We start from the raw sequence: 13325 nt of genomic DNA on the forward strand, positions 1-13325 counted from the left end.
CGCAGATGAGTGTCCACGGAACGCACGGCCCCGCTCCCTCCGCCCAGCTCGACCGGGTCGACCCGGTGTGGCGGCGCATGCGGGAGGAAGCGGAGCAGGCGGTGCGGCAGGAGCCGCGCCTGGGCGGCTTCGTCTACGCGGCGATCCTCAACCACGACACGCTGGAATCGGCGGTGGCGCACCGCGTCGCGGCGCGGCTGCACCACGAAGCGGTGACGGGCGACCTCATCGCCCAGACCTTCATGCAGGCGCTGGCCGACGACGCCGCCATCGGGCAGGCGTTCCGGGCCGACCTGATGGCGGTGACCGACCGCGACCCGGCCTGCCAGCGGCTGATCGAGCCGATGCTCTATTTCAAGGGGTTCCACGCCATCCAGACGCACCGGCTGTCGCACGCGCTGTGGCGGCAGGGCCGGCGCGACTTCGCGCTCTATCTGCAAAGCCGCTCGTCGGAGGTGTTCCAGACCGACATTCACCCGGCGGCGCGGATAGGGCGGGGCATCTTCCTCGACCACGCCACGGGGCTCGTGGTCGGCTCGACGGCGGTGATCGAGGACAACGTGTCGATGCTGCAGGACGTGACGCTCGGCGGCACCGGCAAGGAGACGGGCGACCGCCACCCCAAGGTGCGCCAGGGCGTGCTGATCGGGGCGGGGGCGAAGATCCTTGGCAATATCGAGGTGGGGCGCTGCGCCCGCGTGGCGGCGGGCTCGGTGGTGCTCAAGCCCGTGCCGCCCAACGTCACCGTCGCCGGCGTGCCGGCGCAGGTGATGGGGACCGCCGGCTGCGCCGAGCCGGCGCGCTCGATGGACCAGCTCATCGCCGACAAGCTGTCCCGCGTCGGGGATGCCGACGAGGTTGTGGACTCGTAGAGACTTCCCGAAACGGGCCGCAGGCCCGCCCGTCCCCGGGTCGGTGCAGCGAAAGCGGAACCGAGCCCGGGGCCCAGCGCAATATGCCGCGCGTCAGCGCGTCCTTAAGGCCCTTTCCATTGGACGCCGCTTCGCGGCAGCATCCATGCGCTGGCCCCCGGATATGCCTTCGCCAAGGCTCCGGCATTCCGGGGACGGGCGGACTGGCGTCCGCCCTTTGGGATACCGCGAACGGGCGGGCAATTGCCCGCACTTTGAAGGCTCCGGGATCGGGCGGAGCGGGGGACGCCGACGAGCCGGCGCTTGCTCCGCGCGGCCGCGCGTGGCAAGTCCGGTGGCGGAAGCGGCGGCCGCGCGGCCCCCGCCACGAGGCCGGATGCATGGACAAGACCGAACTCCTGAAACTGCAGAACTATTTCCGCCGCACCTTCGCCAACGCGAACATTCGCGTCGTCGCCCGGCCGCGCAAGACCGACTCGGCCGAGGTGATGATCGGCGACGAGTTCATCGGCATCGTCTCGCTCGACGACGAGGACGGCGACCGCTCCTACGCGTTCAGCATGTCGATCCTCGACATCGACCTCGATCCGGAAGAGTAAGCCGCCGGCGGGCTCGGGCCGGGGGTCGCGGCCCGTCGCGACGATGCGGACGCGCGGCCAAAGGGGCTTCGCAGCCCCCGCCGACGCCGCGTCTTAACCATTTCTCAACCCTGTCCTTTAACGGATCGTTCACTCTGGCATGATGGCGGCCGGCGGCGTGGGGCCGCTTGCGCCGGAGCCAGCCCATGGACGCCACCGCCGATACGCTGCTCGCCTTCCAGGCGCTCCTGCTGGGCGTCGCGTCCGCGGGCGTGCTGGCGACGGGCTTCGAGGCGCTGACCCGCCGGCCGGCCAGCTTCGCGCTGCTGGAGACGGGCGGCGGCCAGGCGCTCGCCTCGGTGCCGCTGATCGTCTTCACCGCCCCCTTCATCATCCTGCGCAACACGTTGCGCGGACGGCGCTTCGAGCGGCGTCCGCTCGGCTTCGTGGCGGCGGCGACGGCCGTGGCGTGCCTGTGGAGCCTCGCCAGCGGGCGGGTGATCTTCGATCTCGTCCTCGCGCTGATCGGCTGACGGGGGAGGGCGTCCTCGCCCCAAGGCGGGCTTGACGCGCGGCGCGCGGCGGCGGACTCCTGTCGCACGCGCCGCAAGGACATGCCCATGCCCGTCTACAGCCTCGACTCCCACACGCCCGAGCTTCCCGCCCCCGGAAATTTCTGGATCGCGCCGGACGCGCACGTCATCGGCCGGGTGCGGCTGGGCGAGAACGTCGGCGTGTGGTTCGGCTCGGTGCTGCGCGGCGACAACGAGCTGATCGACGTCGGGGCCGGCACCAACATCCAGGAAGGGTGCATGCTGCACACCGACATGGGGTTTCCCATGACGCTCGGGGCGGACTGCACCATCGGCCACCACGCCATCCTGCACGGTTGCACGGTGGGCGAGTGCTCGCTGATCGGCATGGGCGCGACGGTGCTGAACGGCGCGAAGATCGGCCGCTTCTGTCTCGTCGGCGCCAACGCGCTCGTCACCGAGGGCAAGGAATTTCCGGACTATTCGCTGATCGTCGGCTCGCCCGCCAAGGCGGTGCGCACGCTCGACCCCTCGGCCGCCGACAATCTGCGCGCCAGCGCGCGCAACTACGTCGCCAACTGGAAACGCTTCGCCGCCGGCCTGACGCGGATCGATTGAGAGGCGGAGATTCCCGGGACCGGCGGAGCGGCGCGCCGCCGCCATGGGCGGGCATCGCCCGCCTCACGTTCCCGGAGCCCCGGAGCGCAAGCGGAGGGGAATCCGGGATCCAGCGCATGGATGCTGCCGCGAAGCGGCGCTCAATGGAAAAGGCCGCAAGGACGCGCTGACGCGCGACATATTGCGCTGGGCCCCGGCTCCGGTTCCGCTTCGCTGCACCGGTCCGGGGACGGGCGGGCCGGAGGCCCGCTTCAGAGCTCTCTTCCCGTTACAGAACCTCGGCGGCCCCGCGCCTAGTGGCCGGCGACGGTCAGGCCGGGGGAGGCGGGCTCGCCGAGGCGGACCCAGAGGTTCGGGTTCATCTGCGACTGGCGCTTGACGAAGCCGTAGCCCGTGCCGCTCCAGGGCAGGACACGGTTGGTCTTGCTGTCGAGAATGAAGTCCCCGCGGTCGGTGACGACGGTCAGGATGGCGTGGCCGGCGCCCACCTCGTCGCGCACCACCGTCATCAGCAGCGCCTGGCGCGGGAAGCCCTCCGCGATCAGCATCCGGCGCTTGAGCAGCGCCAGGTCCTCGCAATCGCCCTTGCCGTTGTCCGGGTAGGTCCAGCGCTCCTGCACGCCGTAGAGGGCGATGTCCTCAACCTGCTGGATGGTCGAGTTGACGTGGCGGTTGACGGCCACGAGGCGCTGCCACAGCGCCGTGGTCAGCGCGATGGTCTCGGGAGCGAGCGGGCGGGCGGCGCAGTCCTCGGGGTGGCCGTTGCGGCAGAAATCGACCCAGCCGATCGGCGGGCGGGTTTCTTCCTCGACGGGGGTGGGGCTCGTCACGGCCGGCAGCACCGCCGGGGGCGCGACACGGCCGGGCCGGATGGACGACGTCGCCTCGGCCCTGCGGGCTTCCTGCCCGATCCGCAGCGGGCCGCGAGCCTCCGCTCCGCACACGCCCGCCACCAGAACCAGGCTCGCAAGCCCGGCCAAAACGCCCCCGCCAAAACGCATCGAAAGCAACCCCGCCCTGTTGGTTAATGGAACGTTAAGCGCGGTTCGGGCGTCTCCGCAATGTCAGTATGAACACAGGGTTAACGGCCGCCGCTGATTTTTCAGGGGAATTGACCGATGTCCGAATCCGGCTTGAGAAAGCTGGATTTTTTGGCGTGTTCATGTGCTGGCGCGGTTCCCGAATGTGGATCAGGCCATTGCGGGGGGCCGCGAAGCTCCCGCCCGGCCGCCTTCGTAGACGAAAAGATGCCGCCGCCGCTCGGCGCTCGGCCGCTCCGGCGGCCCGGCGGCGACGATCTCCCGGGGAGCCGTCTCGGCCGGCGGGTGGGCGAAGCGCACGCTCCGCAAGGCGAGGCCGACCACGGGGTCGAGCCCGTACCAGACCGGCGCGGCCTCCGGCGTCAGGCATCCGAGCACGCGCGCATGGGTGCGCCCGCCGTGGCGCAGCGGCAGCAGCAACAGCTCCAGCGCCAGCGTGCGGCCCGCCCGCGTCACCGCTTCCAGGCCGGCCACCACCGGCGTCATGTCGTCGCAGACGAGGCGGGGCAGGGCGGCTCCGCGCAGGTCGCGCTCGCCCCCCGGCCCGGCGAACAGGCCGGCGTAGGCCGCGCCCTGCAGGTCGCGCCCGAACAGCGCCGAGACGCGCGTTCCGGCGAGGCGGATCGGGAAGCTGTCGGCCTCGTCGATCTCCAGGATGAAGGCAAAGGGCAGCTCGGCGCGGATCGCCGTGGGGTCGATGGCGCCGCGCTCCGGGGCGGAGCGTTCGCCGCGCAAGGCGTTCCAGTAGGTAAACAGCGCGCGCGTCACGTCGTGCTTCATCGTCCCGCCTGTCGCCGGCATCGTGCCATTTCGGGACAGCGAGTCCCGCGCGTGAACGGTTCGAGGCCGAAAACCGCTCCGAAACGGCCGCGAAGGCCGCTCGGAAAGCGAGTCACGCGAAGGACATGCCACGAATGGTTAACCCTGTCGCTTAGGGTTAAGCGGAGCTTGCCGTTGCGCCGGCGGCCCGGTGGAGGCATGGTCGATCCCGGCCCCGAGACGTTTGTCGCTTGCTCCTGAGCGTGGACCGTCTCGACACCTTTTGAGGGCAGGACCCGGCGGCCTCGGCCGCAGTGCGCTCCATGCACCCGCCCCAACCAGGGAGAGCTTCGCGCTCTCCCTCTTTTTTTGCGCGCGGCTTGAACCGGCGCGCGCCGCTTGCGATGAAGGCGCGCGGGTCCCTCGGCCCGGGGAGACCGTCGCGTGAGACAACGATCCGAGCCGATGCTGAACATTCCCGGCGTGGTGGCCGCCCTCGTGCTGCTGCTGGCGGGGCTGCACGGCCTGCGCGAGTGGGTGCTCACGGACGACACGATGCTGTGGGAGATGGCGTTCATCCCCGCCCGCTTCGCGATGATGTTCGGCGTCGACCCGGTGCAGGCGCTCGCCGACCGCCTCGCGGCTGAGCCGGACTCGGCCGAGGCCGTGTGGCGCGTGGCGCTGGCGCGCGAACTGGCGGCGGAGGGGGCGACGAAGCCGAGGACGGCGCTGAGCTACGCGCTGCTGCACGCGAGCTGGACGCACCTCATCGTCAATACGATCTGGCTCGTCGCCTTCGGCAGCGCGGTGGCCCGCCGCTTCGGCGCGGCGCGCTTCCTCGCCTTCATGGCGCTCACGGCGGTCGGCGGGGCGGCGGGGCACTTCCTCACCAACGCCGAGGACGTGACGCCGATGATCGGCGCGTCGGCGGCGATTTCGGGCTGCATGGCGGCGGCGCTGCGCTTCGCCTTCCGGCCGGGCGCGCCGCTCGGCGGCTTCAGCCTGGGCGGCGACGACGCCTATCGCCTGCCGGCCATGCGGCTCGCGGACGTGCTGCGCGACCGCCGCTCGCTGACCTTCCTGCTCGTCTGGCTGGTGATGAACGTGGCGACCGGGCTCGGCGCGTCCGAGTTGCGGCTGACCGACGCCGCCATCGCCTGGCAGGCCCACATGGGCGGCTTCATCGTGGGGCTGCTGGCCTTTCCGCTGCTCGATCCGCCGCCGCTCCGGCCGGCCGCCTGAGACGGACCCGCCCTCGGTTGCGGGTTCGGCGAGACTAAGGCAAGATTTTCCTCCGGGCGCCGTGCGGGGCTGCCCTCGCGACCCTCCGTCGCGGCTTCCGGCAACGAGCCGGCGCGCGACGACGCGGCCGGTAGACCTGGCAGCTTCCGGAGGGTGGAAATGAAGGTTGTCCACATTCTCGACGTCAAGGGCCGCGAGGTCGCGACGATCCAGCCGCACCGTTCGATCTCCGACGCCGTCGCCGTGCTCCACGAAAAGCGCATCGGCGCGCTCGTGGTGGTCGGGGCGGACGGCAAGGTGATGGGCATTCTTTCGGAGCGCGACATCATCCGGGCGATCGCGGCGGGCGGGCACGTCCTCACCGATCCCGTGTCGCGCTACATGACCGCCAAGGTGATCACCTGCACGCCGGACACGCTGGTCGTCGACCTGATGGAGGACATGACGCGCGGGCGGTTCCGCCACATGCCGGTGATCGATCAGGACCGGCTGGCCGGCATCGTGTCGATCGGCGACGTGGTGAAGCAGCGGCTGGAGGAATTCCAGCACGAGACGCAGGCGCTGAAGGAATACATCACCACCGCCTGACGCCGGCGGGGGCGCGCGGCCCGGCTCAGGCCGGGACGGTCAGCGCTTCCATGGCCAGCGCAAGGTCTTCCGCCGCCTGGGAGAACGATTCCTCGCCGAGCCGGATGCTCTCTTCGGCGCGATGGAAATCGAACAGCCCGATCTTGCCCAGTCGGGGCTTCAGGTGGACGTCCGGCGGGTCGCCGGCCATGCGGGCGCGGGCGATGCGGTCCTGCGTGATGTTGAAGGCGTCCACCATCACCGTGGCGAGGCCCGGCCCCGTCGGGCCGCCGCGCGACAGGCGCTGGGTGAGGCTGCGCGCCGCGCCCAGCATGGGCGAGAACAGCCCCTCGGCGATGGTCTCGGCCATCTCCTCCTGCTCGGGCGCGTCGCCGTGGTCGGGGATCACCGCGCCGCGGCCGAACAGGTCGGCGTTGAGGTTGACGGCGATGACCAGCTCGGCCGAGAGGGCGCGGGTGGTGGTGACGGGGATGGGGTTGACCAGCGCGCCGTCGAACAGCCAGCGCCCGCCAAGGTGCACGGGATCGAACACGCCCGGCAGGGCGTAGCTCGCCTGCATGGCGCGCACCAGCGAGCCGCGCGTCAGCCAGATCTCGTGGCCGGTGTGCAGCTCCGTCGCGACCGCCGCGTAGCGCATGCCGAGGTCCTCGATGGCGACGTCGCCAACGTCGCGGTCGAGCAGCTTGCGCAGCCGGTCACCGCTGATGAGGCCCGAGCCGATGTGGAAATCGAGCAGCCAGAGCACGCGGCTCTTGGTCAATGAGCGGGCGAACGCCTCCAGCGGGTCGAGCTTGCCCGCGGCGTAGCAGCCGCCCACCACCGCGCCGATCGAGGTGCCGACGATGACGTCCGGCTTCAGCCCCGCCTTTTCCAGCGCGCGGATCACGCCGATATGGGCCCAGCCGCGCGCCGCGCCGCCGCCCAGCGCCAGCCCTAGCCGCGGCCGCCGGGGGGCCTTCGGGGCGCGGGGCTCAGCCGCCGGCTCGGGCGTCGGCGGCGCGCCGCCGCCGGCCGCCGGTCCGGCGCCCTCGTCCCGCAGGGCGGGGCGCAATCCGAGGAACTCCTGGATCATTCCATGGTCCTGCCTGCTCGCGCAGCATAGAACACTAACCGCGCAAGATGAACGGCGGCTGAAGCCTCGCGGCTTCCATCGCCTTTGCGGATCAACGGTCTGGCGCGGGCCTGAGTTGCCGCCCTCGTCGCGCGACGTGCGCCTTCGCGCTTCAGGCGGGGACGAGGCGGACCAGCCCGCCTTCGGCCGGCGCCTCGACGCGCCGGTAGAAGCAGGAGCGGCGGCCGGTGTGGCAGCACCCGCCGTCGCCGCCGACGCGCACGCGCAGCAGCAGGCAGTCCTGGTCGCAGTCGACGCGCATCTCGACCACCGTCTGCACCTGGCCGGAGGTGTCGCCCTTGCGCCAGAGCTCGCCGCGCGAGCGGGACCAGTACCAGGCCTCGCCCGTCTCCAGCGTGCGCCGCAGGGACTCCTCGTTCATGTAGGCCACCATCAGCACCTCGCCGCTGTCGGCGTCGACCGCGACGGCGGCGATGAGCCCGGCGGCGTCGAACTTCGGCGCCAGCAGGCCGCCTTCCTCGATGTCGCGCGTCGTCCCGCGCGCGGCGAAGGAGAGGGGCGTGTCGGACATGGCGGTCTCCGCGAGCAGGCGTCGGGCTGGAGCGCGCCGCTTAGCAGAAAAGCGCGCCGCCCGGCAAACCCCGCCTCAGCGCAGCCCGCGCACCAGCGTCATGAAGCGCGCCTGCTCGGCCGGGTCGTCGCGGAACACGCCGGTGAACTGGGTGGTGATCGTGGCCGAGCCCTGCTTCTGCACGCCGCGCATCGACATGCACATGTGCTCGGCCTCGACGATCAGGGCGACGCCGCGCGGCTTCAGCGCGTCGTCGACGGCGGCGACGATCTGCGACGTCATCGTCTCCTGCGTCTGCAGGCGGCGGGCGAACACGTCGACGACGCGCGCGAGCTTCGACAGGCCGACGACGCCCTCGGCCGGGTAGTAGCCGATATGCGCCTTGCCGAAGAACGGCACCAGATGGTGCTCGCAGTGCGAATAGAAGGGGATGTCGCGCACCACGACCATGTCGTCGTAGCCGCCGACCTCCTCGAAGACGCGGTCCAGCACGGCGGAGGCGTCCTCGCGGTAGCCCCGGTGGAACTCCTCGAAGGCCTTGACCACGCGCTTGGGCGTGTCGAGCAGGCCTTCGCGGGCGGGGTCGTCGCCGGCCCATCGGATCAGCGTACGCACGGCCGCCTCGGCCTCTTCTCGGCTGGGCCGGGCGACCGGGGCGGGGGAAAGCGCGGGAGCGGCCTTGCGCAAGGGCTTAACCACAGCGTCCATGTGGAGCCTCCATCGGGGGGATAATGCGCTGCTTACGCCGGCGCGGCCCTGTTGGACCACGACAGCCGCGCTCGCGCCCGCTTTTTTCGCCGAAGGCCGGCGGGCTCGCATGCGGCTGGGGGCGGCGCTATATAAAGCGCGAGGCGCAACGGCGCACCCGGCGGATTCCATGCTCAACGACATCTACAACAAGCGCATCCTGGAGCTCGCGGCCGACATTCCGCGGCTCGGGCGGCTGCCGCACCCCGACGCCACGGCCAAGGCGCACTCCAAGCTGTGCGGCTCGACCGTGACGGTCGACCTCTCTATGGACGGCGACGTGGTGACGGACTTCGCCCACGACGTGAAGGCCTGCGCGCTCGGGCAGGCGTCGTCGTCGATCATGGCCAGCCACGTCGTCGGGTCGACGGCCTCCGAACTGCGCGATCTGCGCGAGACGGTGCGGCGCATGCTCAAGGAGAACGGCGCGCCGCCGACATCGGGCAAGTGGGCCGATATCGCCGTGCTGGAGCCGGTGCGCGACTTCAAGGCCCGCCACGCCTCCACCATGCTCACCTTCGACGCCGTGGTCGACGCCATCGGCCAGATCGAGGCGGCGCGGGCCGGAGCCAAGGCCGCCGTCTGAGCGACGACTATTTCGAGCGCTGCGAGCGGATATAGGCGACGAGGTCGGCGACCTCGTTGCGGGTCAGCTGCATGTCCGGCATGCGCGGATGCGGGTTCATCAGGAAGGTCTCGAGCGGCACCGAGCTCCCGTTCCGGCCGCGCTCCGCAATGGCGGAGAAGGGCGGCACGTCGGCCTTGGCGGTCTTCTGCTCGGGCGCGACGACGTGGCACTCGGCGCACCAGCGCTGCGCGACGACCTTGCCGCGCGCGGCGCTCGGCTTCGGCGGCACGCCCCGGACGTTCTGCTCGGACGGCGGCGGCACGGGCGTCTGGGCCGGCACCTGCGCCGAGGCGTGGAGCGGCGCCAACGCGGCGAAGATGGCGGTGACGAAAAGGCCGGCCTTGCGCATCGACGGTGTCCTCTGGGGAAGCGAGTCGGGTTGGAAGGGATTGTTCCACCCGGGCGCGGCGCTGTCGACGGCGGCGATCAACGCCGCCCCGCCGGCTGCGGGTCGGGCGTGTCCTTGACGAGCACCTCGATGTCACGGTCGACGCCGGATTTCACGCTGAAGTCCTGCGTGTAGACCTTGCCGCCGTTGCGGGCGATGGCGACGTACTCGCCTTCCGCCAAGGTCATCGACGGGAACGCGCCGATCGCCTCGCGAATGGTGTCGCCGCCCGGCGTCAGCACGCTGAACGCGGTGTTGGCCAGCGCCTCCGTGCCAGGCGCCGCCACCAGCTTCAGCGTCACCGTGGCGGCGCGGTGGCGCAGCGTCGCCTCCGTCACCTTGCCCGCCTCGACGCGCAAATCCGCGTTGGTGATGGCGTTGGAGTCGCCGTACTTGGACACGACCCGGTAATTGCCCTCGGGAAGGCGGATCAGCACGCCGCCCTTGATGTCCTGCACGACGACGCGGCCCTCCGGGTCGCCGCCGACCGGCACGTAGACGTTGAAGCGGAGTTGGTCGGGCGGGATCGCCTGGTCGTTGATGAAGCCGCCCAGCACGAGGCCGCCGGCGTTGATCGTCAGCGTCTCGACCAGCGGGCTCGCGCCCAGCACCAGCCGGCGCGCGGCGCTGGCGAGGCCGAACGTCGCGTGGACGAAATACACGCCCGGATCGAGCTGGAAGCTCGGCGAGGCGAGTTCGCTCGTCTGGATGAGCTGCGGCTCATCCCCGGTGTCGCGGAAGATGCGCCAGGTGATGCCGGAGCGGATGACGCCCGTCTGCCCGCCCATCACCGCCACGAGCTGAAGGTTGTGCCCCATGGGCAGCGGCACGCTCGGGGCGGCCTCGGCCGGCGGTTCCGCCGGCGCGGCGCTCGGCGGCGGCTGCGTCGGCCAAACCGGCACCTGCAGCTCCTGCGCCGTGGCGGAGCCGGCGAGGGCGACGGCGAAGGCAAAGAGCAGGGCGATGCGGCGGATCATGCTCACGAGATGCGCCGGCGGGGCGCGTCGGTCAACGGATTTCGGGCGGGTCCGGCGTCGTGGCCTGGGGGACGGCCCCGACGCGCGGCTCATTCGGTCGCCGCGTCGCCCTCTTCGCGGCGGACGAGGTCGGTGGCGGCCAGCAGCAAGTTCTCAGCCGAAAGCGGCTGGAATGTGAACTCGACGCGGTGCTCGCCCCTTCCCACCTCGACGCCCCGGAAGAGAAGGTTGGCGCGCAGCACGGGGACGGGCTTTCCGTCCACCGTCGCCGTCCAGCCCGGGTAGTAGAGGTCGTGCAGCACGAGCACGCCGGGCAGGTCGGTGCGCACCTTCAGCGACACGGAGTTGCGGCGGTAACGCAGAATGTCGACGCCGGTGTGCGCGACGTCGCCGGACGCCTCCGCCTCGGCGGGGTAGCGCTGGGAGAGGGTGTCGAAGTCCTCCGCCGCGATCAGCGCCTCGCTGTCGCGGTCGAACTCCGGCACCTCCTGGTTGTCCAGCGCGTCGTCCAGCTCCACCGGCTTGACGCGGGTGGCGACGTAGGCGCGCGGCGCGGCGGGCGCCAGGCGGTAGATATAGAGGGTGGGGGAGGCGTGCAGCAGCGTCGCGTTGCGCACGCGCGGGAAGTGGCGCGGCAGCTTCTCCACCGGCCGGTCGAGCACGAGGTATTCCAGGCCGAGCAGCGAGGCGAGGTCGCAGCGATAGCCCCGGAACGTGCCGGGGAACTGGCGAAGCCCCAGCTCCACCGCGTTCTCGCCGGAGCCCACGGCGCGCTCGTACTCGGCGATGCGCAGGGCGTTGTAGCCCACCGTGTCCTCGATGCCGAGCACCATGGAGGCGTTCTGCCAGGCGCCGCCGAGGCCGAGGATCTCGACGCGCGGGCGCTCGCCGCGCGCATGCCGTTCGTCCAGCTCGCGCTTCAGCGTGGTCAGGCCGGCGAAGTCGCTCGGGCTCAGCTGCTCGTAGACGGAATAGCGCGAGGCCGGCTCGGCGTTGAGGGAAGAGGCGGCGTTGCGCCACACCAGCTCGGCGCCGGTCGCGGCGACGAGCAGCGCCGCCGCCACGGCGCGGCCGCGCGGGCTGACGCGGCTCGCCACCACGCTGAGGCCGACCAGCGCGATGGCCGTGAACACCACGAGCTGGACCGCCGCCTGCTGGGCATGGCCGACCCGCCAGGAGAACGCCAGGCCCGCCCCGGCCAGAGCCAGCACGGCGGCGACGGCCGCGGCCGGCAGGGCGCGGCGCAGCCAGGGCCGCGCCGTCGCCAATGCCGCGCCGCCGTCCGCCACGTAGCGGTGGACGCAGTAGCCGGCGCACCAGGCCAGCGCGATGTTGATGTGGAACGTCGCGTCGGCGGGGCGGCGATAGAGGTCGATGCCGGGCACGTGGTCGAACAGCAGCTCGAACACCGGCGTGTAGCGGCCGAGCGCGTAGACGAGCGCGGCGAGCCCCAGCCCGAGTGGGAACCGCAACTCGCGCGCCAGCAGCCGGCCGCGCGCCACGCCCTGCCACAGCAGCATGACGAGGGGGATGGTGCCGGCGAACAGGTAATTGACGGCCCGGTCGGTGTAGGTGCCCTCGGGAACCGTGTCCCACATCGGGCCCCAGTAGTCGTAGGTCCAGTTCAGGGAGCCGAACACGTTGGGGGCGAGCAGCGTCGCGAGGCTCGACGGCGGCATGGAGTTCATCGCCGCCACGCCATAGGCGAATTGCGGCCGGTTCGACTCCATCAGGAACTGCATGGTGAGCAGCGCCGGCACGGCGAGCAGGGCCACCATCCCGACGCCCATGACGGTGAGGAGCGGCAGGCGGCCGGCGAGCCAGCGCCACGGCCGGGGCTGGTCGAGCGCCTGCGACAGCACCGCCCAGACGATGGCCATGCAGCACAGGAACGCGACCTGGTCGCGGCCCACCGCCATCAGCGCGGCCAGCAGAGAGAACAGCAGTCCGAAGCGAAAGGAGCGGCGCTCCAGCGCGATCTCCAGGAACAGCAGGGCCGGCAGGAAGAACGAATAGCTGAAAATCATGCCCGTGTGCTGCAGCCGCGCCGCCGCCGAGCCGCCCAGCACGATCACCATCGCGGCGATGACCGCGCCGGCGGGCCGCCAGCCGCGCCGCGCGAACAGCGCCAGCATGGCGAAGGCCGGCAGCAGCAAATGGGCGAACACCACGAGGTCGAACAGCTCCATGGAGGGCGCCGGGTCGAGCCAGGCGAACAGCACCATGGTGGGGGTGAAGAGCAGCGACTGCGGATCGGCCACCGTCGGATGGCCGCTGAAATGGTAGGGGTTCCAGAGCGGCCATTCCCCCTGCGCCAGGGACGAGGCCAGGTAGCGCAGCATCGGGTAGAAGTGGTTCTTGGAATCCCACGGCACCACCGCCCCGGCCTGCCGCCAGGCCAGCGCCGCGCAGGCCCAGAACACGAGGACGGCGAGCGCGGCCAGCGCCCATTCGCGGCGCGTCCACGCGGCGCGGAGGGCAGGAGAGGCGGGCGGGGTCCCCGGCGTCGAAGCCGGATCGTCGGGGGAGGGCTGGCTCATCGTGGGTGGTGTCGCGGCTCCGCTGCGGCCAGCCCGCCGTTCCCGTGTCCCACTCTGTCGGTCGCGGCCCGCTTGACGCGGACCCCGGCGCGGCCTAGCTCGAACGGACCCGTTCCCGGCTCTGGTAGGTTCGGCTTGTGACAAACCCCGCCTGAATGGCGGATGAATGCCG

At 71.5% G+C, this 13325-nt stretch carries 15 protein-coding genes; 7 read left to right on the forward strand and 8 right to left on the reverse strand.

Annotated elements, in window-relative coordinates:
* The first annotated feature begins 5 nt into the window (after positions 1–5).
* From cysE to NK718_RS17585, 4 genes are all read left to right on the forward strand, one after another.
* Positions 6–872, forward strand: coding sequence for a serine O-acetyltransferase (cysE, locus tag NK718_RS17570; RefSeq protein WP_254744947.1), 867 nt, complete (start codon positions 6–8; stop codon positions 870–872).
* 380 nt (positions 873–1252) lie between these two features.
* Positions 1253–1471: a DUF3126 family protein gene (locus NK718_RS17575; RefSeq protein WP_254744949.1), complete on the forward strand. Its 219-nt coding sequence runs from the start codon at positions 1253–1255 to the stop codon at positions 1469–1471.
* Positions 1472–1656: 185 nt separating this feature from the next.
* Positions 1657–1983, forward strand: a complete 327-nt coding sequence (locus tag NK718_RS17580) for a DUF6949 family protein (protein WP_254744951.1) — start codon at positions 1657–1659, stop codon at positions 1981–1983.
* Between the two features lie 87 nt (positions 1984–2070).
* Positions 2071–2601 carry a gamma carbonic anhydrase family protein gene (locus tag NK718_RS17585; RefSeq protein ID WP_254744953.1) on the forward strand — a complete coding sequence of 177 codons (531 nt, stop codon included), beginning with the start codon at positions 2071–2073 and terminating at the stop codon, positions 2599–2601.
* Between the two features lie 293 nt (positions 2602–2894).
* Here NK718_RS17585 and NK718_RS17590 read toward each other — a convergent pair whose 3' ends face one another.
* Positions 2895–3602, reverse strand: coding sequence for a transglutaminase-like cysteine peptidase (locus NK718_RS17590; protein ID WP_254744955.1), 708 nt, complete (start codon positions 3600–3602; stop codon positions 2895–2897).
* Between the two features lie 189 nt (positions 3603–3791).
* Positions 3792–4442: a PAS domain-containing protein gene (locus NK718_RS17595; RefSeq protein ID WP_254744957.1), complete on the reverse strand. Its 651-nt coding sequence runs from the start codon at positions 4440–4442 to the stop codon at positions 3792–3794.
* A gap of 402 nt (positions 4443–4844) precedes the next feature.
* Here NK718_RS17595 and NK718_RS17600 point away from each other — a divergent pair, with 402 nt between their 5' ends.
* Together NK718_RS17600 and NK718_RS17605 are read left to right on the forward strand one after the other, a co-directional pair.
* Entirely contained in the window at positions 4845–5642 is a 798-nt protein-coding gene (locus tag NK718_RS17600) for a rhomboid family intramembrane serine protease (protein ID WP_254744959.1), read from the forward strand.
* 159 nt (positions 5643–5801) lie between these two features.
* Entirely contained in the window at positions 5802–6230 is a 429-nt protein-coding gene (locus NK718_RS17605; RefSeq protein WP_254744962.1) for a CBS domain-containing protein, read from the forward strand.
* A gap of 25 nt (positions 6231–6255) precedes the next feature.
* Here NK718_RS17605 and NK718_RS17610 read toward each other — a convergent pair whose 3' ends face one another.
* From NK718_RS17610 to folE, 3 genes are all read right to left on the reverse strand, one after another.
* Complete coding sequence (locus NK718_RS17610; protein ID WP_254744964.1) at positions 6256–7302, reverse strand: patatin-like phospholipase family protein; 1047 nt, start codon at positions 7300–7302, stop codon at positions 6256–6258.
* 151 nt (positions 7303–7453) lie between these two features.
* Entirely contained in the window at positions 7454–7873 is a 420-nt protein-coding gene (hisI, locus tag NK718_RS17615; protein ID WP_254744966.1) for a phosphoribosyl-AMP cyclohydrolase, read from the reverse strand.
* Between the two features lie 75 nt (positions 7874–7948).
* Complete coding sequence (gene folE, locus NK718_RS17620) at positions 7949–8581, reverse strand: GTP cyclohydrolase I FolE (protein WP_254744968.1); 633 nt, start codon at positions 8579–8581, stop codon at positions 7949–7951.
* Between the two features lie 169 nt (positions 8582–8750).
* Here folE and NK718_RS17625 point away from each other — a divergent pair, with 169 nt between their 5' ends.
* Positions 8751–9206 carry an iron-sulfur cluster assembly scaffold protein gene (locus tag NK718_RS17625; RefSeq protein WP_254744970.1) on the forward strand — a complete coding sequence of 152 codons (456 nt, stop codon included), beginning with the start codon at positions 8751–8753 and terminating at the stop codon, positions 9204–9206.
* A 7-nt stretch (positions 9207–9213) separates the two neighbouring features.
* On the opposite strand, the gene NK718_RS17630 is transcribed toward NK718_RS17625, so the two are convergent.
* The 3 genes from NK718_RS17630 to NK718_RS17640 all read right to left on the reverse strand — a co-directional run bounded on the left by NK718_RS17630 (position 9214) and on the right by NK718_RS17640 (position 13153).
* Complete coding sequence (locus tag NK718_RS17630) at positions 9214–9597, reverse strand: c-type cytochrome (protein WP_254744972.1); 384 nt, start codon at positions 9595–9597, stop codon at positions 9214–9216.
* Between the two features lie 77 nt (positions 9598–9674).
* Positions 9675–10613, reverse strand: a complete 939-nt coding sequence (locus tag NK718_RS17635; RefSeq protein WP_254745078.1) for an RgsD C-terminal domain-containing protein — start codon at positions 10611–10613, stop codon at positions 9675–9677.
* 89 nt (positions 10614–10702) lie between these two features.
* Positions 10703–13153 (reverse strand): YfhO family protein, encoded by a 2451-nt coding sequence (locus NK718_RS17640; protein WP_254744974.1) that lies wholly within the window; start codon positions 13151–13153, stop codon positions 10703–10705.
* Positions 13154–13325 lie beyond the last annotated feature (172 nt).

This window comes from Alsobacter ponti (assembly GCF_024294805.1).
In the GTDB taxonomy this organism is placed as follows: domain Bacteria; phylum Pseudomonadota; class Alphaproteobacteria; order Rhizobiales; family Beijerinckiaceae; genus Alsobacter; species Alsobacter ponti.

What these genes read in the sequence shown, in the direction of transcription:
- NK718_RS17630 (WP_254744972.1), bottom strand. Translation starts at nt 9,597, where the DNA reads ATGCGCAAGGCCGGCCTTTTCGTCACCGCCATCTTCGCCGCGTTGGCG.
- hisI (WP_254744966.1), bottom strand. Translation starts at nt 7,873, where the DNA reads ATGTCCGACACGCCCCTCTCCTTCGCCGCGCGCGGGACGACGCGCGAC.
- NK718_RS17635 (WP_254745078.1), bottom strand. Translation starts at nt 10,613, where the DNA reads ATGATCCGCCGCATCGCCCTGCTCTTTGCCTTCGCCGTCGCCCTCGCC.
- folE (WP_254744968.1), bottom strand. Translation starts at nt 8,581, where the DNA reads ATGGACGCTGTGGTTAAGCCCTTGCGCAAGGCCGCTCCCGCGCTTTCC.
- NK718_RS17610 (WP_254744964.1), bottom strand. Translation starts at nt 7,302, where the DNA reads ATGATCCAGGAGTTCCTCGGATTGCGCCCCGCCCTGCGGGACGAGGGC.
- NK718_RS17595 (WP_254744957.1), bottom strand. Translation starts at nt 4,442, where the DNA reads ATGCCGGCGACAGGCGGGACGATGAAGCACGACGTGACGCGCGCGCTG.
- NK718_RS17575 (WP_254744949.1), top strand. Translation starts at nt 1,253, where the DNA reads ATGGACAAGACCGAACTCCTGAAACTGCAGAACTATTTCCGCCGCACC.
- NK718_RS17590 (WP_254744955.1), bottom strand. Translation starts at nt 3,602, where the DNA reads ATGCGTTTTGGCGGGGGCGTTTTGGCCGGGCTTGCGAGCCTGGTTCTG.
- cysE (WP_254744947.1), top strand. Translation starts at nt 6, where the DNA reads ATGAGTGTCCACGGAACGCACGGCCCCGCTCCCTCCGCCCAGCTCGAC.
- NK718_RS17625 (WP_254744970.1), top strand. Translation starts at nt 8,751, where the DNA reads ATGCTCAACGACATCTACAACAAGCGCATCCTGGAGCTCGCGGCCGAC.
- NK718_RS17580 (WP_254744951.1), top strand. Translation starts at nt 1,657, where the DNA reads ATGGACGCCACCGCCGATACGCTGCTCGCCTTCCAGGCGCTCCTGCTG.
- NK718_RS17585 (WP_254744953.1), top strand. Translation starts at nt 2,071, where the DNA reads ATGCCCGTCTACAGCCTCGACTCCCACACGCCCGAGCTTCCCGCCCCC.
- NK718_RS17640 (WP_254744974.1), bottom strand. Translation starts at nt 13,153, where the DNA reads ATGAGCCAGCCCTCCCCCGACGATCCGGCTTCGACGCCGGGGACCCCG.
- NK718_RS17605 (WP_254744962.1), top strand. Translation starts at nt 5,802, where the DNA reads ATGAAGGTTGTCCACATTCTCGACGTCAAGGGCCGCGAGGTCGCGACG.